The sequence below is a fragment of the Halanaerobium saccharolyticum genome (genome assembly GCF_004362045.1).
In the GTDB taxonomy this organism is placed as follows: Bacteria; Bacillota; Halanaerobiia; order Halanaerobiales; family Halanaerobiaceae; genus Halanaerobium; species Halanaerobium saccharolyticum_C.
Map to the genome: position 1 here is coordinate 88,507 of NZ_SNWX01000002.1, position 23,021 is coordinate 111,527.

At 37.0% G+C, this 23,021-nt stretch carries 20 protein-coding genes; 19 read left to right on the top strand and 1 reads right to left on the bottom strand.

Annotation, left to right across the window (positions count from 1 at the left end):
• Nucleotides 1–63 precede the first annotated feature (63 nt).
• From DFR79_RS01835 to phoU, 14 genes are all read left to right on the top strand, one after another.
• Entirely contained in the window at nucleotides 64–2,598 is a 2,535-nt protein-coding gene (locus tag DFR79_RS01835) for a sensor domain-containing diguanylate cyclase (RefSeq protein WP_133513802.1), read from the top strand.
• Nucleotides 2,599–2,741: 143 nt separating this feature from the next.
• Nucleotides 2,742–2,942 carry a cold-shock protein gene (locus tag DFR79_RS01840; RefSeq protein ID WP_208107479.1) on the top strand — a complete coding sequence of 67 codons (201 nt, stop codon included), beginning with the start codon at nucleotides 2,742–2,744 and terminating at the stop codon, nucleotides 2,940–2,942.
• Nucleotides 2,943–3,258: 316 nt separating this feature from the next.
• Entirely contained in the window at nucleotides 3,259–4,689 is a 1,431-nt protein-coding gene (locus DFR79_RS01845) for an alpha-amylase (RefSeq protein ID WP_133513803.1), read from the top strand.
• A gap of 2 nt (nucleotides 4,690–4,691) precedes the next feature.
• Nucleotides 4,692–5,321, top strand: coding sequence for a nucleotidyltransferase family protein (locus DFR79_RS01850; protein WP_133513804.1), 630 nt, complete (start codon nucleotides 4,692–4,694; stop codon nucleotides 5,319–5,321).
• Between the two features lie 237 nt (nucleotides 5,322–5,558).
• Nucleotides 5,559–6,335, top strand: coding sequence for an XdhC family protein (locus tag DFR79_RS01855; RefSeq protein WP_133513805.1), 777 nt, complete (start codon nucleotides 5,559–5,561; stop codon nucleotides 6,333–6,335).
• Nucleotides 6,335–6,649 (top strand): XdhC family protein, encoded by a 315-nt coding sequence (locus DFR79_RS01860; RefSeq protein ID WP_133513806.1) that lies wholly within the window; start codon nucleotides 6,335–6,337, stop codon nucleotides 6,647–6,649. The genes DFR79_RS01855 and DFR79_RS01860 overlap by 1 nt, the downstream gene beginning before the upstream one ends.
• Before the next feature lie 136 nt (nucleotides 6,650–6,785).
• Complete coding sequence (locus DFR79_RS01865; RefSeq protein ID WP_133513807.1) at nucleotides 6,786–7,550, top strand: gamma-glutamyl-gamma-aminobutyrate hydrolase family protein; 765 nt, start codon at nucleotides 6,786–6,788, stop codon at nucleotides 7,548–7,550.
• Between the two features lie 45 nt (nucleotides 7,551–7,595).
• Nucleotides 7,596–9,140: an ABC transporter substrate-binding protein gene (locus DFR79_RS01870; protein WP_133513808.1), complete on the top strand. Its 1,545-nt coding sequence runs from the start codon at nucleotides 7,596–7,598 to the stop codon at nucleotides 9,138–9,140.
• A 121-nt stretch (nucleotides 9,141–9,261) separates the two neighbouring features.
• Nucleotides 9,262–10,209, top strand: a complete 948-nt coding sequence (locus DFR79_RS01875) for an ABC transporter permease (protein ID WP_243727683.1) — start codon at nucleotides 9,262–9,264, stop codon at nucleotides 10,207–10,209.
• A 23-nt stretch (nucleotides 10,210–10,232) separates the two neighbouring features.
• The gene (locus tag DFR79_RS01880) at nucleotides 10,233–11,264 is read left to right on the top strand and encodes an ABC transporter permease (RefSeq protein WP_133513810.1); all 1,032 of its coding nucleotides are present in this window, start codon (nucleotides 10,233–10,235) and stop codon (nucleotides 11,262–11,264) included.
• Between the two features lie 72 nt (nucleotides 11,265–11,336).
• Entirely contained in the window at nucleotides 11,337–12,065 is a 729-nt protein-coding gene (locus DFR79_RS01885) for an AzlC family ABC transporter permease (protein WP_133513811.1), read from the top strand.
• Complete coding sequence (locus DFR79_RS01890) at nucleotides 12,052–12,375, top strand: AzlD domain-containing protein (protein WP_133513812.1); 324 nt, start codon at nucleotides 12,052–12,054, stop codon at nucleotides 12,373–12,375. Before DFR79_RS01885 ends, DFR79_RS01890 begins: the two co-directional genes overlap by 14 nt.
• 137 nt (nucleotides 12,376–12,512) lie before the next feature.
• On the top strand, nucleotides 12,513–13,550 hold the full coding sequence (locus DFR79_RS01895; protein WP_133513813.1) for a threonine aldolase family protein: 1,038 nt from the start codon (nucleotides 12,513–12,515) through the stop codon (nucleotides 13,548–13,550).
• Nucleotides 13,551–13,665: 115 nt separating this feature from the next.
• Nucleotides 13,666–14,319, top strand: a complete 654-nt coding sequence (gene phoU, locus DFR79_RS01900; RefSeq protein WP_133513814.1) for a phosphate signaling complex protein PhoU — start codon at nucleotides 13,666–13,668, stop codon at nucleotides 14,317–14,319.
• 226 nt (nucleotides 14,320–14,545) lie between these two features.
• On the opposite strand, the gene DFR79_RS01905 is transcribed toward phoU, so the two are convergent.
• A complete protein-coding gene (locus DFR79_RS01905) occupies nucleotides 14,546–15,454 on the bottom strand; it encodes a P1 family peptidase (RefSeq protein ID WP_133513815.1) in 909 nt (302 codons plus the stop codon).
• A gap of 297 nt (nucleotides 15,455–15,751) precedes the next feature.
• On the opposite strand from DFR79_RS01905, the gene DFR79_RS01910 reads away from it, so the two are divergent.
• The 5 genes from DFR79_RS01910 (at nucleotide 15,752) to larB (ending at nucleotide 23,003) form a co-directional block, all read left to right on the top strand.
• A complete protein-coding gene (locus DFR79_RS01910; RefSeq protein WP_133513816.1) occupies nucleotides 15,752–17,266 on the top strand; it encodes a bifunctional metallophosphatase/5'-nucleotidase in 1,515 nt (504 codons plus the stop codon).
• 272 nt (nucleotides 17,267–17,538) lie between these two features.
• On the top strand, nucleotides 17,539–19,194 hold the full coding sequence (locus DFR79_RS01915) for a Na+/H+ antiporter NhaC family protein (protein WP_133513959.1): 1,656 nt from the start codon (nucleotides 17,539–17,541) through the stop codon (nucleotides 19,192–19,194).
• A 338-nt stretch (nucleotides 19,195–19,532) separates the two neighbouring features.
• Complete coding sequence (locus DFR79_RS01920) at nucleotides 19,533–21,389, top strand: YgiQ family radical SAM protein (RefSeq protein ID WP_133513817.1); 1,857 nt, start codon at nucleotides 19,533–19,535, stop codon at nucleotides 21,387–21,389.
• Between the two features lie 32 nt (nucleotides 21,390–21,421).
• Nucleotides 21,422–22,240 carry an ATP-dependent sacrificial sulfur transferase LarE gene (larE, locus tag DFR79_RS01925; protein WP_133513818.1) on the top strand — a complete coding sequence of 273 codons (819 nt, stop codon included), beginning with the start codon at nucleotides 21,422–21,424 and terminating at the stop codon, nucleotides 22,238–22,240.
• Nucleotides 22,233–23,003, top strand: a complete 771-nt coding sequence (larB, locus tag DFR79_RS01930) for a nickel pincer cofactor biosynthesis protein LarB (protein ID WP_133513819.1) — start codon at nucleotides 22,233–22,235, stop codon at nucleotides 23,001–23,003. The genes larE and larB overlap by 8 nt, the downstream gene beginning before the upstream one ends.
• The last annotated feature ends 18 nt before the right edge of the window (nucleotides 23,004–23,021 follow it).

Genomic DNA, 23,021 nt, shown 5'->3' on the forward strand with positions numbered 1-23,021 from the left:
AATTTTTTAAATACTGAAATAATTTTTAAAAGATAAAGACTATTTGGTGGAAGGGTGTAAAAATTGCAGGTAGAAACAATACAAAGTCAGAGTCTACATGAACTAATTAATTTTTTTAAAACAGTTAAAGATTCACCTGCTCAGGTTGTACAGGTTTTTTCAGCTAAATCTGAATCGGTGAATAAAAGGATAATATCTGCTTTTAATCGCTATTTACCCCTATCCACTTTAATTGGGGTTAGTGCAGAAGAAGTAATTTTTGAAAATGAAGTAAATGTAAAAACTATAACTGCAGTGGCTCTTCTTTTTGAAAAAAGCAGTTTTAAACTGCTGAAAAGTGAGTTGAGCAGTCGGGAAAACGCAAAAAAAATAATGAAAGAAATAGAAAGTGATACTAAAGCAATAATAATTTTTTCTGATAATCAATATAATAATGGTGATAATCTGGTTGAAGAACTGAACAAATATAATTCTGAATTTTTAATTGCTGGTGGGCAGGCAGTAACTGCAGAAGGAAGTGATTCAGGCTATGTATTTGATAAAGGTGGAATAATAAAAAAGGGTAGTCTGGCTCTGATTCTTAATGGCAGCCAGCTGAAAGCTAAATGGAATTACAGTATGGGCTGGGACAGTATCAGCCGAGAAATGGAAATTACTAAGGTTGAAGATCAGGTCGTTTATGAACTTGATGGTAGAAATATTTTTCAGGTTTATTCTGAATATCTGGGAGAAGATATTAAAAAGGAGCTGTCATCTTCAGAATTTACTAAATTCCCTTTGGTTTTCAACCACGGCTTTAAAAATGCGCGTTCTCCTATGAAGTTGGTAGGAAATGGGGTTAAATTTTCAGGTGAATTGAAGGTAGGGGATCGAGTTAAAATTTCTTATGGAAGTTTAAATAAAATCTTAACTAATTCGATGCGTCTGCAGAAAAATCTTGATTTTCACCCTGAGTTTTCATTTATTTATTCTTGTTCCGGGAGAAGTAAGCATTTAAAATATCTAAATTCCAATTTAAGTGAAGAAATTAAAGTTATTCCTTCTCGCAAGGCAGGTTTTTGTACTCATGGAGAATATGGAATTATAGATAATCGATTTGAATATTTAAATATTACAACTACTGTTCTGTATTTAAGCGAAAAGAATGAGGTTGTACATCAGAAAATAGAATTTGATACAGAAAAACCAGATGTAAAAACTGAGCATCTTTTTTACTTATCCAAAAAAGTAGTTTCTGAGCTGGAAATGATCAATGATAAAATGAGGAAAGCCAATCAGGCAACTGGTAATCATAAGGTGGAGGAAACTGCTGCCATCCTTTTTAAGATGATTTTTGAGGAGCAGAATTATACCGGAGGAATAATAATTCAGGAGGCTGAAAATTTAAACAAAATTTATCTTGATGATAATCTGGGAGCAAAAGCCTATGATGTATTTAAAGAATTCTGGCAGCAGCGGCCGACAAAGATCAGCAGCAGGAAAAATATTCTGGGTTTTAAAAATGCATTTTTAATTCCTCTGGCTGAAGAAGTAGAAGCTTTAATGGTGATTTTGAGCAATGAAGTGGATCTCTATGATATTAAGAAAAATCATCTTTTTATAGAGCAGATTCCAAATTATCTAAAAAAAGCCATTTTATATGAGAGTCTGGAACGAAACTTAGCCAGCCTCTCAACTCTGGAGCAGACTTCCGACTTCCTTTATTCAACTCTGGATTTAGATCTGCTTTATGAGCGGATACTTGATATAATTGTTGGCACAATGGGGATGTCAGCTGCAGTAATTTTTAAACAGGAAGATAATAAGCTAAAGATGATGAAAAATATAAATGTAGAAGCAGAGAGTGAATTATATTATTACTTAAAAGGTCACTATAAAGATATTGCGGCTTCAGAACAAATATTGATAGAAAATGAGATTAATGTTTTTGAAAATATTGAGACTTTAATTGCAATTCCCATTAATTTAAATGATTACCAGGGAATTCTCTATGCAATGCAGTCCAAGTATCAGCAGTTAATTAATGAAAATCAGAAGAAGTTTATCAGGACTCTGGCCAATCAGATTCGGGTCAGTATTCGAAATGCACTAAATCATCATAAGGTAAAAAGACTATCGGTTACTGACGGTCTGACCAATCTTTATAATCATTCCTATTTTCATAACCAGCTGCAGCAAAAAGATGGAGAAAAATATTCAGTTGCCATAATGGATATTGATAACTTTAAAGATTTTAATGATCAGTACGGCCACCAGGCAGGAGATCAGGTTTTAAGAGAATTATCAAAAGTTTTACAGTCAGAAATTAGAGAAAACGACATTGTGGCTCGCTATGGCGGGGAAGAATTTGTAATTTATTTTAAGGTAGTTGATCAGAATATTTTATCCAGAGTAATCAGCCGTTTAATGAATAAAATACGAAATTTGGAAGTTAATTTTGAAGGTGAAAAATTAAAAATAACTGTTTCGATAGGAGTGGCGGTTAATCAGGAAGGAAAACATTCTGCTGAGAGGTTAATTAAACAGGCAGATACGGCCCTTTATATTGCCAAAGGTGCAGGCAGAGATATGGTTAAATTTTATAGAAACCTGGATTGAAATATTTTCAATATAAAATAAATTGTCAGAAACAAACCCTTGAAATGGTTTTTTGCTTATGGTATAATCACTATCGATGGGTGAAGTTTTAACTGAACGAACCCCAAATATAGAATTATTCCTAGGGGGAATGAATTAATATGATTTACACAGGTAAAGTAAAATGGTTTGACGCGAAAAAAGGTTATGGTTTTATTGAAAGAGAAGATGGCGATGATGTATTTGTACACTTCTCAGCTATTGAGGACGAAGGTTTCAAGACACTTGAAGACGATCAGGAAGTAGAATTCGAAATCGTTGAAGGCGACCGCGGTCCACAAGCTGAAAACGTTGTGAAGTTATAGAGTTTAAAACTGTATAAACTGAGACAACTTACCCCGTCCAGGGTTCTGGGCGGGGTTTTATTTTTATCTGCATCTTTTACAGCTTTACACCTTCCGTTTATTTGTCGAAATTTGTCAAAATATATAAAAGAATTTGTTCTAAATCTCCTGTAGAGGGGATTTTTTCTTTTTAGAATTGAAATTAATGTAAAAAAGCTTCAATTTATGATAAAATAAATAACAAGTCAAAGATTAAACTTAAAACTATTAGACAATTAGAACATAAATAGAACATAAAATATTTGAGCTAATTATTATTTCTTGAGGAGGATTAACATTGGAGAATCCTGTTATTTTACAGACTTTTTACTGGGAGATGAATACTGGCAAATATGCAGAAGAATATCCGGAAGAGGCTAATTTATGGCAGCTGCTGGCTAATCAGGCTGAAGAGATTGCGGAGGCAGGTTTTGATTTACTCTGGTTTCCTCCAGCAAACAAGGGAGCTGCAGGGGTTGATGATGTTGGTTATGGCACCTATGACCTCTGGGATCTGGGAGAATTTGAGCAAAAGGGTTCTAAAAGAACAAAATATGGAACAAAAGAAGAACTGCTCAATGCTGTAGAAGAACTGCATAAATGTGATTTAAAATTATTATATGATGCAGTACTGGACCACCGAATGGGTGCTGATAAAAAAGAAAAAGTTAAGTTAAAGGATTGTTCTGAGGCAGAAGTCTGGACTAAATTTAATTTCCCCGGTCGGAATAACAAATACAGTTCTTTAAAGTTAGACTGGAATTGTTTTGATGGTACAGACTGGAACGAATTAACTCAAGAAGCAGGTAAACTGCTTTTTAATACAAAAGAATGGGATGATTCTTTTGCTGATGATTATCTAATGGGGGCCAATCTGGATTATCAAAATCAGGATGTGCGAGCAGATACTATTAACTGGGGTAAATGGATAATTAATGAGATAGGGTTTGATGGTTTTCGTTTTGATGCCAGCAAACATGTAGCCAATTCTATGATTTATGATTTTATTGAAGAGACGAATCAGTCTTCAGAGAAAGAATTATTTTATATTGGGGAAGCCTGGATTAATGATGTTGATACTTTAGTTAATTATTTAGAGTCAATAAATCATCCTAAATTACATGTTTTTGATTTTCCCTTAAGAGAGAGATTTATAGAGCTGATGCATGGTAATTTAGATCTGCGCTGGCTGGGAGAAAAAGGGCTCGTTAACAGAAAAAATTATAAACACCGGGCTATAACTTTTATTGAAAATCATGATACAGAAAGAGATGAAGCCAGTGAATATCATACAGAAGCTGTGGCCCAACGAAAGCTGCAGGCTTACTGCTATATTTTAATGCGCAGGGATGGTGTTCCGAAAGTGTTCTGGAAGGATTATCATCATTTTGGCTTAAAAGAGGTAATTAATAACTTAATTGAGGCCCGCAAAAAATTTGCCTATGGGGAAGCTTATGAGAGTGAATCTAATGATCAAAATACTTATTCCTATATTCGCAGTGGTGATCAGGATCATCCCGGCAGTGGACTGGTAATGATGATCACTAAACATGAAAATGGAAAAATTATAGAAAAAACGGTTAACTCAGGTAAGGCAGATACAGAGTATTATGACTATACAGGAAATATTGAAGAAAAAGTTAAAACTGATGGTGAGGCAAATGGGCAATTTAAAGTAAAAGGTACAGCAGAAAAAGGCTATTCTGTCTGGGTACCGGTGGAGTCTTAATTATGCTGACAGCAGTTATCCTGGCAGCTGGAGAAGCGAAAAGAATGGGTCAATTAAAGCAGCTTCTGGACTGGGAAGCAGAGAACACCATACTTGGTAAAACTATTGATAATTTGCTGACAGCAGAAATTGTGGATGAGCAGCTGAAGGTTGTAGTTGGTGCTGAAAAGGAAAAAATAAAAAAATATTTGCTGGAAAAATACAGGTCTGAGTTGAAAAAGGGCATTCTTAAAATTGTGGAAAATGATGATTATCAAAAGGGAATGATGTCTTCAATTAAAAAGGCTCTAACCCAGCTGCCAGCAGACAATCAATATCTGCTTTTTACCCTGGCTGATAAACCATTTATTGGCCCTGAGATATACAGTGAATTTTATCAAAAATGTTTAGAACTTGAAGCAGAAATTTTTCTACCTGAGTACAGGGGACAAAAAGGTCATCCGGTAATCATAAAAAATAAATTTAGAAAAATTATTTTAAAACTTGAAGGTCAAGCTGGACTGCGTAATTTATTTGAGATAGTGCCAGAAAAAATATATCGTTACCCTTCTGGCTATCAGGAGATTACTGTTGATCTTGATTTTAAAGAGCTATATCAAAAATATAGAGATAATAATTTTAAACTAAAATAATTGGCATGGACCATAGGAAAACAAATTTTTAAACCGGATAGAGATTGATATTTTCCGGAAAGAAAAATAGTTTGGCTGGTGGATACAGGAATAATTAGCTTTTGATGCAGGAAAAATATTATTTAATGGAGAAATTAATAATAAAGATAGGCAAAAACAATTCCCTGATTTAGAACTACCGATCATTATTTAAATAACTAATGTTTTAAACTTTCGTAATGAAAGGACGTGGCAGAAATGGAAGATTTCTTCAAAAAAGTTTTTGATGAATTACAGGGAAATAAAAAAATACTGACAGCGGTTTTAACAGATATTGATAGTGAAGAAATATCACAAAATTTGCTGGGAGAGATGTTTTTATTTGATGAGGAAGGAATAATTGAATTTTCTTCTGATCAGCTGGAAACTGAACTGGAGAAGTTCTTTTTAAATGCAGATTTGAAAAATCAGATCCTGGCGCTTAGTGAAAAAAAGAATAAAGACTCTCAGCTGAAAGAAATCAATTTAGATCCGGATAATAAACTGGAGGTTTTTCTGGAGCCGGTAGTTGATCAGCCGCACTTAACAGTATTTGGTGCCGGCCATATTGCTGAACCGCTGGTTAAAATTTGCAGTCTTCTGGATTTTACAATTACAGTGGTCGATGATCGGGAAGAATTTTTAAATTATGATAAATTTCCAACAGCTGATCAGCTGCTGCTTTTAGATTATACTGATTATTTTGCCAGTGCTAAAATTAAAGAAAACGATTATTTAGTGATTATTACCAGGGGACATCAGCATGATTATCAGGTTTTAAAAAATGTTATTAATTCTGAAGCAGCTTATCTGGGTATGATTGGCAGTTCTCGCAAGATCAAAACGGTTTATAATCAACTGCGAGATGATGGAATAACTGAGGAAAAACTGGAAGCAGTTCATGCTCCAATAGGACTGGATATCGGCAGTGAAACACCAGCAGAGATAGCTGTGGCGATTGCGGCAGAGATCATTGCCGTCAGGAGGGATAAGTAGTGAAGAAAGAAATTCTAAAAAAAATTATTGAACTAAAAAAAGAAAATCTTAAACTGGCCAGAGCCTTTATAATCCAGGCTAAGAGTTCTTCTCCCCGTAATACTGGAACTGAAATGATAATTAGCGAAGAGGGGGAAACTTTCGGCAGTATTGGTGGAGATCAGGACGAAAAAAAGGTGATAGAAAAAGCTATGGATTTAATAGAAAAGGGTAAATCCGAAAAGTTGAAACTGACTTTAACTCGTAAAGAAGCAGCAGAAATCGGATGGGTCTGTGGTGGTCAGATAGATATTTTCATTCAGACAATTTACTAATTAGTTTCAAACTGTTAGAAAACTCAAAGTTGACAATATTACTAAAGATTGATATAATTTTTCATATAAAATGTCCATCTAAAAATTTAAACAGAAGTGGATATTCAAAAAATATAAATTTGGATGGAGGAAAAATATGTACCCAAAAATTTTAATTATATCTTTTAAAATTCCCACAGAAAAAATGGGAGAACAGTATGAACTTGAGGGAGTAGACTTTTCTCTGGTAACTCAGGATTATTCAGAATCATTGAGTATGGCAGGTGCTATACCTTTGATTATGCCCTATCTTGAGTCAAGAAGAGAAGATGATCAATATATTAAGGAGTTTCTGGCTGAAGCTGATGGTGTTGTTTTACCTGGAGGCAGTGATATTGATCCTGCTTTATATAATTCTTATCCGCAAAAGTATCTGGGGAATATTTCGCCTGAGCGTGATCGCTGGGAGCTTAAAATTCTGCAGATGGCAATGGAAATGAAAAAACCTATTCTCGGGATTTGCCGGGGTTTTCAGCTGATAAATATTCATTATGGTGGTTCTTTAAAGGTTGATGTTTGTGGAAACAATGCTGACAGTAAAATACCGCATATGGCTCTAATGGTTCCCAAGTATTATAAAACTCACCAGGTTGATATACAGGAAAATACCCGCCTGGCTAAAATTTTCGCTGGTGATGAAGTTGCGGTAAATTCCTATCACCATCAGGCAGTTGATAAAGTTGGTGAAGGGTTAAAAGTATCGGCGGTGGCTCCGGATGGTTTTGTAGAAGGAGTTGAAGATCCTGATTACCCTTATTTAGTCGGGGTACAGTGGCATCCAGAGATGATGGCAGCTAAAGATCCAATTCAGTTAAAATTATTTAAAGATTTTGTGGAATTTGTTGAGCAGGCTAAAAAATAAGCAAGTAATATTATAAGTATTAGTATGATACGAGGAGGAAGTAGAATGAAAAATAAGTTTTTAGTTTTATTATTGGTTTCTTTATTTATGGTTTCCGTTTTTTCTGCTGTTCAGGCACAGGAAAAGGTGACGGAAGAGTTTGTTATGGGGATAGAGGATGAAGTGAGCAATCTTGATCCCGGGGAGACTACTATTTCTGTTAATGAAAGAGTAGCTTCCTTGATTTTTGATGGTTTAGTGAGATATGGTAAGGCAAATAAGATTGTTCCAGGAATTGCTAAAGACTGGACGATTTCTGAGAATGAAATGGAATATACATTTGAGTTAAGAGAAGGTGTATTATTCCATAATGGTCAGGAGTTGACTGCTGAAGATGTAGAATATACTTATCAGCGGATTCTGAATCCGGAATATGGTTCCGGTTTGAGAGCTAAAATTGAATCAATTAAATCAATTGAGGTAATTGATGATTATACAATTAAGTTTACTTTAAATGAACCATATGCTCCTTTTATGCTGGGTATGACTTTTGGAATTATCCCCAAAGAATACGCAGAAAAAATAGGGAATGAAGAATTAGGAAGAAATCCAATTGGTACAGGTCCTTTTAAATTGGAAGAATGGTCTCCTGGAAATCAGATAGTTTTATCTGCTTATCAGGATTACTGGGATAAAGTTCCTAACATTAAAAAATTGGTCATCAGATCTATTCCGGAATCTGCAACTCAGGCAATGGAACTTCGCAGTGGGGGTATTGATTTTGGAGTAAACCTTGATGTAGGTCAGCTGGAATCATTTAGAAACAATCCTGATTTTAAAGTTAAAACAGCTGCGGGAGCAGGTATTAATTTCTTAGGTTTTAATTTTGATATGGCACCAACTAATGAACGCAAATTTAGAGAAGCTGTACTGCAGGCTGTTCCGTTTGACCAGATGATCCCTCAGATTTTTGGAATCCTGGGAGAAAGGGCCTATTCCATGCTGCCTCCAACACTCTGGCCGGAAGAGAGAGAATATTTGAAAGAAAATGCAGTTGGTTTTGATCCAGAAGCAGCAGCACAGAAATTTGAGGAATTAAAAGCAGCGGGCGTGATTCCAGAAGACTATGTTGCTCGAGTATATGTTTCAAATAGTCGTCCTAATCAGGTCAAGACTGCAGAAGCTATGGTAACAGCATTAAACCAGGCAGGTTTAAGAGCAGAAGTAAAAGCTATGGAATTTGGTACAATGTGGGATATGCTGGGACGTGGAGAAATAGGCATGTTCTTCTTACGTTTTGTCTCAGATCCCGATCCTGATTACTGGTTATATAGATTCTTTAAATCTGATGGTTCTTTAAACAGGGCTTTTTATGAGAATGATCAGGTAGATCAGTGGCTGGAAAAAGCAAGATCAATTTCCAATCAGGCCGAAAGAGAAGATTTATATCAAAAAGTATTAAGAAAAGTATTAATTGAAGATCTGGTCTTCCATCCGCTTGCCCATTCCAATCAAATTTATGTCATGCAGGATGAAGTTCAGGAATTAAACCCTGGTAATTCACTGATAATTCCCTTAGTTACTCCAACAGCAAATGTTTATAAGGAATAGCTGCGGAATTAGCTTTAAAGTGAATTAACATTTTAACAGGTTAGAAAGAGATTAAAAGATTAATTATCTTAAACTACTATGCAGATAGCTGAGACTATCTGCATAGTCTTTTTAGAAAGAGGTGAACAATTTGTTTGCTTATATTATTAAAAGACTGCTCTGGTTAATTCCGGTTGTCATTGGAGTTTCCTTAATTTTATTTGGAATTATGCAGCTGGTGCCGGGTAATCCGGCTGCAATTATGCTGGGTACAAATGCAACACCAGCGGCAATAAAAGCACTTAATGAGAAATTTGGTTTTAATGAACCATTTCATATTAGATATTTTTTAATGCTTAAAAATTTTATAACAGGAGAACTTGATTCAATCTATTATGGGGATGAAGTAATAAATATTATCAGTAATAGACTTATTCCAACAATAGAACTGGGTCTACTTTCTCTGATTATTGCAGTTTTAGTGGCAATTCCAACAGGGGTTATTGCTGCGGTTAAAAAGAATTCTTTATTTGATCTTATAAGTATGTTTATTGCAACTATTGGTATTTCTGTGCCAGCTTTTTTTACAGGTATTATTTTCATCTACATATTTTCTGTTTATTTTCCGTTTTTTCCTTCTTCGGGCTATGGAGGACGGATCTGGACTTTAAGTGGGCTGCGGCACTTAGTTTTACCAGCTTTTGCTTTAAGTACAGTAATGATTGCTTCCACCAGTCGGATAACCAGATCCTCAATGCTTGATATTATGAAAGAAGATTATCTGGTTACAGCACGCTCTAAAGGAGTTGCCGAAAAAGTTATTATTTTAAAACATGCTTTTCGCAATGCTTTGATTCCAATTATAACTAATATTGGTAATCAATTAGCTATGATGTTTGGTGGAGCAATTTTAATCGAATCAGTTTTTGCCTGGCCGGGTGTAGGAAGACTTGCAGTCAGTGCTGTTGAAGCCAGAGACCAACCGCTGGTTTTTGGTTCAATCTTAATTTTATCTATTCTTTTTGTCCTGGTCAATTTGCTGGTTGATATTATTTATGTTTTTATTAATCCCCAGATTAGCTATAAATAGCAGTAGAAATGAGGTGTTGAAATTTGAAAAAGAAAATTATTTTATTTATACTATTAGTAATCCAAATTTATATTAGTTATCAAAATTGGCTGGTGGAGGGAAAGATCTGGAGCAGTCTGGAATATAAATTTGCCACAGCTTTTTCTGTGCTCTTAATTGTTTTGCTATTATTATTATTATTTAAAAAAAGTATTTTTCTTAAATTTAAAGAAAATGCTCTTTATGCAAAAATGTTTAAAGAATTTAATAAAGGTTATGGAGGTAAAATTGCAGTTGTCATGCTGGCTCTGATTTTTTATGCTGCCTTTATGGCACCTTTTATTGCCCCCTATTCTCCGACTAAAATTGATTACAGCAATATGACCTATTCAGCACCTTCCCTGGAGCACTGGTTTGGCACAGATGATTTTGGTAGAGACATGTTTTCGCGAGTGCTTTATGGTGCACGAATTGCTCTGGGCGTTGGTTTTTCAGCTGTTTTAGTTAATGCCAGTCTGGGTGTTAGTTTAGGTCTGCTGGCCGGTTATTATGGTGGTAAAGCGGATATGATAATTATGCGGCTGGTAGAAATCTGGAATTCAATTCCTTTCATTCTGCTGGCTCTGGCTATAATTTCTGCTCTGGGAACAGGAATATTCAATATAATAATTGCTGTGGGGATTACCGGTTTAATTAATTTTTCTCGTCTGACTCGTTCTATAGTTTTTCAAATCAAAGAAAAAGAATATGTTACTTCGGCTAAGGCTCTGGGAGCAAGTGATTTGCGAATCTTATATAATCATATCTTACCAAATTCAATTTCATCATTAATAGTACTTGGAACTTTAAGAATTGGGATCTCGATTCTGGTTGTTGCCGGTCTCAGCTTTTTGGGGCTGGGAATTCAGCCGCCAACTGCTGCCTGGGGAACAATGTTAAATCGGGGTCAGGAATATTTAATTCAGGCACCCTGGATGTCAATTTTTCCGGGACTGGCAATTATTATTACAGTATTGAGCTTTAATTTACTCGGGGATGCTTTAAGAGATGCGCTTGATCCCAGACAGCTGGACTAACGTGTCCTTACCGTTTACCGAACCAGTTTTTTCCAGTAAATGATTTAATTTTTAAAGGAGTAGATCAGACTTATGCAGCAGAGCGAAGAGAGTATAACTAAAGAGAATAAATTAACTGCTAAATTGAATGATTCAAGTTTAAAAGATGGAGTCAAAGATGCCCTGCCAATTATTTTGGGATATCTGCCAATTGGTATTGCTTATGGAATGCTGGCTGTAAATAAAGGCTTAACACCCCTGCAGGCTACTGCAATGTCACTTTTTGTTTTTGCTGGTTCTGCTCAGCTAGTATCGATTGAGATGATAGCTGCCGGAGCAGCAGTGGCGGCCATAGTTGTAATGACTTTTCTGGTGAATCTACGCCATCTGTTGTTATCAGCTTCTTTAAGCCTTCATTTAAGAAATCTGCCGTTCTATTATTATCCGTTTTTGGGTTTTTTAATAACAGATGAGTCTTTTGCAGTTGCTATGAGCAAAATAGAGAGCCAGAAGAATAAACAGCGATATTTCCTCGGCCTTGGTTTCACCGCTTATCTGGGCTGGGTTTTTAGTTCTGCCGTAGGGGCTTTCTTAACCGAATTTATTGATTTAGGTAGTGGAGGGGCACTGGATTTTGTTTTACCGGCAATGTTTGTAGTCCTGCTGGTAATGCAGATTAGCTCCAGAACTGAAATAATTGTTGCTCTTTTTTCTGTCTTTGCATCACTTTTTTTTGCCCTGACGATTAATGGCAGCTGGAATATTATTCTGGCCACAGTTCTGGCTGCATTTTTAGGGGTGTATATCGATGGAAATAGTTAAGTTTATGCTGATGATTGGGGGAATGGTGCTTGTAACTTTTATTCCCAGAGTTTTACCACTGGCTCTGCTGGGTAAAAAAGAACTTCCCGAAAAGGTAGTGCTCTGGCTGAGTTTTATCCCGGCGGCTGTGCTGGCAGCTTTACTGGCACCATCAATACTGCTTAAAAATGGAAATCTTTATTTAAGTCTGGAAAATACAGCTTTAATTGCTTTTTTTCCAACTCTGCTGGTTGCATATAAGACAAAAAATATATTTTATACAGTTAGTGGAGGTTTGATTTTCTATTTATTAATATCACTTTTATTTTAGAATGTTTTTTTCTATTAGGTTTAGATAATATCAGGCAGCTATAGCTAATGATTTATTGTGGATGTCATTTTAGTTCATTTACTTAGTGTCTTTTTAAAAAACAGATTACAGCATAATTTAACTGGGGGAATTTAAAAATGGAAATCAAAGTTGATTTATTTAGTGATACGGGGACAAGACCTTCCCAGGATATGAGAAGATTTATGTCTGAGGCAGAAGTTGGGGATGAGCAGCTGGGAGAAGATCCAAGTGTAAATCGTCTCTGTCGAATGACTGCCGAAATGCTGGGCAAAGATGATGCAGTATATTTACCTTCTGGTTTAATGGCAAATCAGATTTCTTTTGCTGTCCATACAGACCAGGGAGATGAAATAATAATGGATCAGACAGCACATCCTATTCATTATGAGAGTGCTGCCCTGGCTGTTATTTCTGGAGCCTCAATTAAGCCGCTGGCGGGAGAGGGTGGAATTTTTACTGCTGAGCAGGTAAAGGAAGCTATCAGAGAGAAGGATTATCACAGTCCCCAGACAAAGGTTATTTCTATTGAACAGACAACTAATCTAGGTGGTGGGCGAATCTGGCCCCTGCAGAGAATTAAGGAAATAGCAGAAGTTGCGGTAGAAAATGGACTAAAAATGCATATGGATGGGGCCCGGATGCTTAATGCTGCAGTTGAGGCAGAAGTTGATCCAGCAGAATACGGCCAGTATTTTGATTCGATCTGGATCGATCTGAGTAAGGGTCTGGGAGCACCGGTTGGTTCAGTTCTGGCTGGATCAGCAGAATTTATAGAAAAGGCTCGCTTCTGGAAACAGAGGCTGGGTGGAGCCATGAGGCAGGCAGGAATTATTGCAGCTGGCGGAATTTTTGCTTTAGAGCACAATGTTGCTCGTCTAAAAGAAGATCACAAACATGCTAAGATGCTGGCAGAAACTATTGCCGATCAGAAAGGGCTGGAAATTGATCCAGACACAGTTGAAACCAACATAGTTCTTTTTTCTGTGGCAGATGGAAAGACAGATTTATTTGCAGATCAACTGCTCAAAAAAGGAATTAGAGTCAGCAGACTGGAAGGAAAACTGCGTGCTGTTACTCACTTAGACTTAAGTTTAGAAGATATTCGCTATGCTGTCAAACATATTGAAAAGACAGCTCGAGAAATTTTTGCTTAAATTAAATTATTAAATAGGAAGGATTTTAGTCTTCTGTCAAGAATATTTTAATATGAGCTAATTAATCTATCAATAAACTTAACTTTATTAAATTTAAAAGAGGAGAGTGAGTCCAATGGAACAGGTGTATGAAAAAAAGCGTGAACAGCTTCTTAGTGATCTCAGTGATATGAGTGAAGTTGCAGAGGAAATGCTGCAGAATGTTATTAAAGCAATGGATGATTTGAATGTGGAGAAAGCTCATGAAATTATTGAAAGAGATGATGTGCTGGATAACTATTTAATTACAATAGAAGAAGAAGTTTCGCGCTTGTTAACCCTGGATCAACCCCTGGCAGCTGATACCTGGTTTAGTATTGCAATGATCAAAATTGCAAATGACCTGGAAAGAATAGGAGATCAGGCAACCAATATAGCTGAGATTTTACTTGAATTAAAACATGATGGAATTATGAAACCTTTAGTTATGATTCCAGAACTCGCTGATATTGTCACTGATATGCTGGATGTAGTATTAGAGTCATTTTCCACCAAAAATTCGGATCTTGCAGAAGCGGCCTGCCGAATGGACGAAAAAGCAGATAATCTTTATGAAGATATTTATTCTAAAGCTATTAAAATGATTAGCGAAAAAGAAGATAAGGAAACAGTAAAACAGATAGTTCAACACATCAATTTAGCTAAAGCACTGGAGCGGGTAGGAGATCATGCAACTAATATTGGTGAGGAAACTATCTTTATTGTTACTGGTAAAAGAGTTAAGTATTAAATATATAATTTAATTTTATGTAAGGTATATAAAAGAAGTGAAAATATTTTTGGAAATTTAGTATAAATTAAGAAAACGGCCTATAAAAATAGGCCGTTTTTTGCTGTATAAATCTATTTATTAAGTTTAAAGATCGTCTTCGTAAAATAAAAATCCACCAGGTCCAATTGGCAAATTGAAGATAAGCCAGTTAGGATCTGCGAGATTATTATTCTTAAAATTAGTTTTAGAATGCTGAATTTAAAATTGCTTCTTTAACTACCCGGGCAGCCAGAATACCGACCTGATTAATATCAGCTTTAATCTGATTTGAGGCTAAAGTAAAGACACTATCCCCATCTAAGAGGGTGTGCACAGGATAAATTGTCCGGCTCAGACCGCTGTGGGCCATCATAGATACTCGATTTGCCTCTGATTTATTCAAAAAAGCATTAGTTGCTACTACAATTAGAGTTGTATTTTGTCGTAAAAATCCGAGATTTATCTCTGGCTGATTAATAATGGTTTCTTCTGTGTTAATAAAATTCCCGGCCTGATCCTGAGCTCCAGCAATAATTTTTCCGCTCTCCGGATCTTTGAGATCACCGAAAGCATTGACCACTGCCAGGGCAGAAACAATAAGCTCACCACTCTGGCGGGCAGCATGACCGAGTCCTGTTTTGCTTGCGTTTTCTATCCCCTTGATTTTACCACAGGTAGAACCTGCAGCAGCACCAATACTTTTGTTTTCCTGAATAGAACTGTCAGCAGCAAGACAGGCCTGATAGGCCATTTCCTGATCCGGATAGTCATTACTTTTGTATTCTAAATCGTAGATGACAGCTGCAGGAACAATCGGGACCACTCCCCCGCCAGTCTGAAAGCCAATATCCTTTTCTCTTAAATACCGCATAACTCCTCCGGCAGCGTCAAGTCCATAAGCACTACCTCCGGTTAAAAAGACAGCATTAGCTTTGTCAACTGCAGCCCGGCTGTCAGTCAGAGCAAATTCTCTGCTGCCAGGTGCTCCACCGCGCACTTCTGCCCCCACTGTAAAATCTGCTTCAGTTAAAACCACTGAACAACCGGTACCTGATTTTTGATTATCAGCATGGCCAACTTTAATTCCCTTGATAGCTGTTAGATCATTATTCATTTTCTCCCTCCTAATGTGCTCTTTTGCTTTTATAGTAGCCTGAATTTAGAGTTTTAACTTTTAAAACAAGATCTGCTAATTTAAATTATAACATTTCTGAGCAGAAAATTTTAGTCCCGGAAGGAAAATCAAAATTATGAACAGAAAAGAAGCTGCAGCTTAAAAGTATTTAAGTAAAATATACTTACTTAATTTAGAAAATATTTCTTTTTAGAGGCAGGAAAATCAATTTTTATATCAAATAATATATAGTATAAGAGAAGAAACAATTTTCAAAAAAATATGGAGGTGGAATTTGTGAATTTTAAGAAATTATCGATTGCTTTATTAACTCTGGTTTTAGTGATGACTCTATCTTTTACTGTGCTGGCAGAAGAAGTTGAACTGAGAATTTATCATGTAAATGATGTTCACTCAAGAGTAGAAGAAGATGACTATGCTGGTAGTATGGGTTATGCTAAAATGGAAACCCTGATTAAACAGGGTAGAAAAGAAAAAGAAAATGTAATGTTTTTAGATGCCGGAGATACTTTCCACGGTCAGACTATTGCTAATATAAATGAAGGGGAAGCAATCAGCCATATTCTGGATTTGATGGATCTGGATGCCTTAACCTTAGGTAATCATGATTTTAATTATGGTCAGGATAGATTAAAAGAATTAGCTCAGATGAGTAACTTCCCATTTTTAGCTGCTAATTTGAGCAGAAAAGATGGTGAAGAAATTCCATATACTCAGGATTATATTATCAAAGAATATAATGGAGTTAAAGTGGGAGTTTTTGGTTTAGCAACTCCAGAGACAAGTTATAAAACTCATCCTAAAAATGTGGAGGGATTGGTCTTCAATAATCCAATTATTACTGCTAATGCTGTAGTAAATGAACTGGAAAGCAAAGTAGATGTAGTTATTGCCCTAACTCACCTGGGGATTAGTGAGGGTAGTAAATATACAAGTAAAATGGTAGCAGAAGAAGTCCCTGGTATTGATTTAATTGTTGACGGTCACAGCCATAATGTAATAGAAGGTGGAATGATGGTTAACGATACAATGATTGTTATGGCAGGTGAATATTCTAAATATCTGGGCTATGTAGATCTCACAATCGAAAATGGTGAAGTTTCAAATATAGATGCTAATTTAATTCCCAGAGAAGATACTAAGAATGTAGAAAAAGATTATATTATTTCAACAGTTGTAGATAGAATTAACAGAGCCAATCAGGCAATTACTTCTCAGGTAGTTGGAAGAACAGCAGTTGAATTAAATGGTGCCAGAGGAAGTGTAAGAACTGGTGAAACTAATCTTGGTAACTTAATCACAGATGCCATGAGAGCAAAACTGGATACTGATGCTGCTATAACTAATGGTGGCGGAATTAGAGCTTCTATTGATCAGGGCGAAATTACTCAGGGGGAAGTTATCACGGTTCTACCTTTTGGTAATACAGCAATGGCAATAAAGTTAAGTGGTGCTGATCTGAAAGCTGCTTTAGAGCATGGAGTTTCTAAATATCCTGCAACTGAGGGTCTTTTCCCACAGGTATCCGGAATTAAGTTTACCTTTGATGGTGATGCTGAAGCTGGAAATAGAGTCCAGCAGGTCTGGGTTGGTGGCGAAAAACTTGATCCAGATGCAGTGTATACTGTAGCTACCAATGACTTTATGAAAGCCGGTGGAGATGGCTACACAATGTTTAAAGAGGCTCCAATTGTAAAAGAAGCTGGAGGCCTGGAAGAAGTATTAATGGATTACATTGCAGCTAATTCTCCTGTAGCTCCAGAAACAGAAGCAAGAATATTAATTAAGTAAAAGGTGCAGCTGCCGTTTACTTCCCGATATAGGTCGAAAAATGTCGAATATACAACAAAAACCCCCTCTATTGATTTTTCAGTAGAGGGTTTTTTTCGGTTATATCATTAAAAGAGAACATCTGCTTTACAATTGTCAAAAAATTAGATAAAATCAAGCTGTAATTTAAGCTAGTGAAGTAATAAAATAACAAAGAGGAGGTAATTATTATTAGTGGAGAAACAGTTGGATTTTTATCAATAATTCCACCCCTGCTGGCTATTTTGCTGGCAATGTATACCAGGGAGGTACTTATTTCTTTATTTGCTGGAGTCTGGTCTGCGGCTTTGATTATTAGCAGCTGGAATCCGATTTCGGCAACTGCATTGTCTTTACGCTGGATTGTTAGTACAGTTAATGATCCCTGGAATGCTAAATTTTTGATTTTGATTATGCTGATGGGAGCGGGAGCAGCCTTGATTTACAAGTCGGGAAGTGTGCTGGCCCTGGAAAATTGGATGGGTAATGCCGTCAGGACTTCAAGAGATTCGCAGATCTTAACCTGGATGATTGGAATGTTTATCTTTATCGACTCTTATACCAGTACAATTGTAACTGGAAATGCAACCCGGGATGTGAGTAGCAAAAATAAAACATCCAGAGAAGCACATTCCTATATCTTAGATTCCACAACTGCTCCGGTGACAACCTTTGGTCCGGTTTCCAACTGGATTGGTTATCAGGTTTCGATGATTGCAGCAGGATTTACGGCTGCTGGAATAACTGCTGAGCAGATTGGAGTTACACCTTATGCCGTATTTTTGCGTTCTATTCCCTGGAATTTTTACTGTCTTTTAGCATTTTTTATGGTTGGTTTTGTAGCCATAACTCAGAGATATTATGGGCCAATGCTTGATGCAGAATGGCGGGCACGTAAAGAGGGGAAGTTAATGAAAGATGGCGCAGAGGCTTTATCAGATATTAGTACTGATGTAGGTGAACAGAGTCAGTTGAATCCAAAATTGATGAACTTCTTTTTACCAATTATTTCATTATTAGTGGTCAGTGTATTTTCTATGTGGTGGCTTGGTGATGGGTATCAGGCCGGAGTTAGTATTGCTCAGGCATTTCAGGAGACTGATATAGCACTGGCCCTGCTTTATGGTTCCTTTGCCTTTGTCTTTTTTGCTCTTGTCGGAGCCCTGGCTTATAAAACGATGTCCTTAAGTGAAGCCAGTGATGCAGTAATTGATGGTTTTAAAACTATGATTATTGCAGCTGCGATTATAATTTTAGCCTGGACAATTGGCTATGCAACTGATCAGGTTGGGACTGCAGACTATGTAGTAAATATTTTAATGAACATTGGCTTACCGGGTAGGGCACTGCCGATAATTATCTTTTTAGCGGCAATGTTTATTTCCTTTACTACCGGGACTTCCTGGGGAACAATGGCTATTTTAACACCAATTGCTGTTTCTACAGGTTATGAATTAGTAGGATTTAGTATTGTACCGGTTCTGATGGGTATTTTATTTGGAGGAGCTATTTTTGGAGACCATGTATCTCCAATTTCTGACACTACTGTCATGTCTTCAATCTTTGCCGGTTCTGATCATATTGACCATGTAAGTTCACAGATTCCTTTTGCTTTAACAGCTGCTGGAGTTACAATTTTTACTTTAATACTCTATGCTTTAGGAATTGATTCTGTAGTTATTCTATTAACTGTAGCTTTTGGGCTGACCATAGTTTTAACAGTTCTCTTAAATAAATATGATGCAAAAAGAAAAGGACTGCCTGAGGTAATGCCGACTGTTGAAGAAATTAAAGCCGGGAGCACTTCCGGTAGTAAAATGAAGATTTTTAACAGAATTGCTGCTGCAGCTGCAGCTTTTTATCTAATCTATATGATCAGCATTTTCCTCTTTGCAAATCTGGCATCGTAGTTTACTCAGAAATTCGAATTAGAAAATAATTTAGTTATAAAAATGAAATAATTTTATTTCCCCTGAGTCTTTTAAGTTGCATTAACAGGCAGCTTAAATTCTCAGGGGATTTATTATTGAAGCAGCCAGAAGATGTGAAATTAATCATTTGTCCGCAAATTCGATTTAGTAGTATTTTTCTGCTATAATAGTGAATAGATTGCCTTGATAAAAATGAGATGGAATTTTAGTCTTATAAGAACTATAAAAATTACTTTTAGGACAAATGTCCTTATTTATAAAATTTTAAAAATAATTTTTTGAACTCAGGAATAATAAAGGAGTTACTGATAAATTAAATGGAAAAGAAAAAGCAGGATTTAAAGCAGAAAGAAAATGAAGAAAAATTTGAAAATCCAAGAGATCAGTTTATGGTAATTTCAAAAGATGATATGCGAAAAAGAGGCTGGGAAGAGCTTGATTTTATTATTGTCAGCGGTGATGCCTATCTGGATCACCCTTCTTTTGGCACAGCGATTATTGCCCGGGTCTTAGAAGATGCCGGGTTTAAAGTGGGGATAATTGCTCAACCTGACTGGAGATCAACAGCAGATTTTAAAAAGCTGGGTAAACCAAAGTTTGGATTTCTGGTAACTGCCGGCAACATGGATTCGATGGTTAACCACTATTCAGTTTCCAGACACCGCCGCAGCTATGATAATTATTCTCCCGGTGGAGAAAGTGGTCAGCGTCCGGATCGGGCAACTATAGTTTACAGTAATCGTCTGCGGGAAGCCTATGGAGAGATCCCAATAATCATTGGTGGGATTGAGGCCAGTCTGCGCCGTTTTGCCTACTTTGACTACTGGGATGACAGTGTTCGCCGCTCCCTGCTTTTTGACAGCAGAGCTGATCTTTTAGTTTATGGAATGGGAGAAAAACAGATTTTAAAAATTGCAGAAAATTTAGAAGCTGGACTGGAAATTAAATATATTAATTATCTGCCGGGGACAGCCTTTATTGCTGATGAGCTGGAATCTTTATATGATTATGAACTTTTACCATCCTATGAGGAAGTAAAAAGCAGCAAGAAGCAGTATGCTTATGCTTATAAAATTGAATATCTAGAACAGGATCCAATTAGAGGTCAGCAGCTGGTACAGCAGCATGGAAACCGTTATTTAGTTCAAAACCCACCTGTTGAGCCCCTAAGTCAGGAAGAACTGGATCATATTTATACACTGCCCTATCAGCGGGATTATCACCCTGCTTACGAAAGAGATGGTGGGGTCCCGGCGATTAAAGAAGTTAAATTCAGTCTGGTTAGTTCCCGCGGTTGTTTTGGTGCCTGTTCATTTTGTGCCATATCTTTTCATCAGGGAAAAATGATGACAGCCCGCAGTAAAGAATCACTGCTGGAAGAGGCCAGGCAGATAATTGCTCTGGATGATTTTAAAGGCTATATCCATGATGTAGGAGGACCAACTGCTAATTTTCGTAAGCCTTCCTGCACAGATCAGCTTTCGCGGGGGATGTGTAAGGGCAAAGAATGTATGTTTCCTGATCCCTGCAGCAAATTAGAGGTGGATCACGAAGAATATTTTGAGATTTTGAGAGAATTAAGGAAGCTGCCGGAAGTGAAAAAGGTTTTTGTTCGCTCCGGTATTCGCTTTGATTATCTTTTAGAAGACGAAGGAAGCCGTAAATATTTAAAAGAGCTGGCAGCCCATCATGTAAGTGGTCAGCTTAAAGTGGCTCCGGAACATGTTTCAGATAAAGTTTTAAGCTATATGGGTAAACCCGGAATAGAAGTTTTTGATAAATTTAGAAAGGCCTTTTATCAGGTTAATCAAGAAATTGGTTTAGAACAATATCTAATCCCCTATTTTATTTCCAGCCACCCGGGCAGCCGCCTGGAAGATGCGGTAGAGCTGGCAGAATACTTAAGGGATATTAATCATCACCCTGATCAGGTGCAGGATTTTTATCCAACTCCAGGAACAATGGCTACTGCAATGTATTACAGCGGCTATGATCCCCGGACAATGGAGGAAGTTTATGTAGCCAGGTCTAGAGAAGCCAAAAAAATGCAGAGGGCCTTACTGCAGTATCACAAAAAGGAAAATCAGCAAATAGTGCGTAAAGCTTTAAAAATGGCCGGTCGTAAAGATTTAATTGGTTATGATAAAAAATCACTTGTACCACCTACTCATTAGTAATTTGAAATAAACCAGCAGGAGGTATTTTAATGTCTACAGTAACCACAGCTGACAAATACAACTTATTATTAGATAACCTAAAAGAGCTTGAACCTTTTGTAATTGCCTTTTCGGGAGGAGTTGACAGCACCTTTTTAACTGCTGCAGCTCAAAAAGCCGGAGCCGAATTTGAAGCGGTAACGGTTAACACTCCTTTTGTCCCGGATAGAGAAATTAGGGAAGTTGCTGAACTGGTAGAGGAATTAAATTTTGAACATCAGCAAATAGAAATAGAGCTTTCAGAACTGAAAAAAGCAGCAGCAAACACGGCTGAGCGCTGTTATCACTGCAAAAAAGTAATTTTTAATCAGATTCTTGATTATGCTGCTGGTAAAACAGTGGTCGAAGGTTCTAATCTTGATGACACCGGTGATTATCGCCCGGGACGTAAAGCCTTACAGGAACTGGGAGTTAAAAGCCCGCTGCTTGCAGCCCAGCTGACAAAAAAAGAAATTAGAATGCTCTCAAAAGATCTAGGGCTGGTGACCTGGAATAAGCCAACATTATCCTGTCTGGCTACCCGGGTTTCCTATAACAATCCGATTACAGCAGAGAGACTGGAAAAAATAGAAATTGCCGAGGAGCTGCTTCGCCGAAATGGATTTAAGCAGTTCAGGGTTCGAGACCACAACAATCTGGCCCGAATAGAATTATCGGAAGCTGACAGAGAAAAAATTATGGATTTAAATTTAATGGATAAACTGTCTGACAAATTACAGAAATTAGGGTTTCAATATGTTACCCTGGATCTGTCGGCCTATCAAAGTGGAAGTATGAATAAAGAAATTCTGGAGGGAAAAGATGAATAAAGAAGATGTTACAGCTATCTTAGAAAAAGTTAAAAATGGAGAAGTGGAGGTAGATGCAGCAGCTGCTTTTTTAAAGGATCTGCCGTTTAAAGATCTGGGATTTGCTAAAGTAGATAATCACCGCAGTCTGCGCAATGGTTATCCTGAGGTGATTTACTGTGAGGGGAAATCTTTAGCCGAAATTGAAGGTATAGTTAAAGAAATGTTGAAACACGAGAATAATATACTGGCCAGCAGAGCCAGCAAAAAAGTCTATGAGCGAATTAAAGAAATTGCACCTGAGGCGGTTTATCATGAGCGGCCGCAGATGATTTTTATAGAAAAACAAAAGCTGGAGAAGACTAAGAGCAAAATTCTGGTTGTCAGTGGTGGAACTTCGGATATCCCGGTGGCAGAAGAAGCTGTAGTAACTGCCGAAGCTCTGGGAAATTCTGTTGAGCGCCTCTATGATGTTGGAGTAGCCGGGATTCACCGTCTGCTGGGCAATCTGGATAAATTTAATGAGGCCCAGGTAATTATAACAGTAGCTGGAATGGAAGGAGCTCTGGCCAGTGTAGTCGGCGGCTTAGTTGACAAACCAGTAATTGCTGTTCCAACCAGTGTTGGTTACGGAACTAATTTTGGCGGAGTTTCTGCCCTGCTGACAATGCTCAACAGCTGTGCCAGCGGCATTGGAGTAGTCAATATAGATAATGGATTTGGTGCTGCCTATCTGGCCAGTACAATTAACTTACAGATAGAAAAAGCAAGAGAGGAAGGATAAGATGGAAAAAATATTATA

Bases quoted from the DNA above. Each gene is read 5' to 3' on its own strand.
- DFR79_RS01905 (WP_133513815.1), bottom strand. From the start codon at position 15,454: ATGAATAATGATCTAACAGCTATCAAGGGAATTAAAGTTGGCCATGCT.
- larB (WP_133513819.1), top strand. From the start codon at position 22,233: ATGAATAAAGAAGATGTTACAGCTATCTTAGAAAAAGTTAAAAATGGA.
- DFR79_RS01870 (WP_133513808.1), top strand. From the start codon at position 7,596: ATGAAAAATAAGTTTTTAGTTTTATTATTGGTTTCTTTATTTATGGTT.
- DFR79_RS01915 (WP_133513959.1), top strand. From the start codon at position 17,539: ATGTATACCAGGGAGGTACTTATTTCTTTATTTGCTGGAGTCTGGTCT.
- DFR79_RS01865 (WP_133513807.1), top strand. From the start codon at position 6,786: ATGTACCCAAAAATTTTAATTATATCTTTTAAAATTCCCACAGAAAAA.
- DFR79_RS01850 (WP_133513804.1), top strand. From the start codon at position 4,692: ATGCTGACAGCAGTTATCCTGGCAGCTGGAGAAGCGAAAAGAATGGGT.
- phoU (WP_133513814.1), top strand. From the start codon at position 13,666: ATGGAACAGGTGTATGAAAAAAAGCGTGAACAGCTTCTTAGTGATCTC.
- DFR79_RS01920 (WP_133513817.1), top strand. From the start codon at position 19,533: ATGGAAAAGAAAAAGCAGGATTTAAAGCAGAAAGAAAATGAAGAAAAA.
- larE (WP_133513818.1), top strand. From the start codon at position 21,422: ATGTCTACAGTAACCACAGCTGACAAATACAACTTATTATTAGATAAC.
- DFR79_RS01890 (WP_133513812.1), top strand. From the start codon at position 12,052: ATGGAAATAGTTAAGTTTATGCTGATGATTGGGGGAATGGTGCTTGTA.
- DFR79_RS01885 (WP_133513811.1), top strand. From the start codon at position 11,337: ATGCAGCAGAGCGAAGAGAGTATAACTAAAGAGAATAAATTAACTGCT.
- DFR79_RS01855 (WP_133513805.1), top strand. From the start codon at position 5,559: ATGGAAGATTTCTTCAAAAAAGTTTTTGATGAATTACAGGGAAATAAA.
- DFR79_RS01895 (WP_133513813.1), top strand. From the start codon at position 12,513: ATGGAAATCAAAGTTGATTTATTTAGTGATACGGGGACAAGACCTTCC.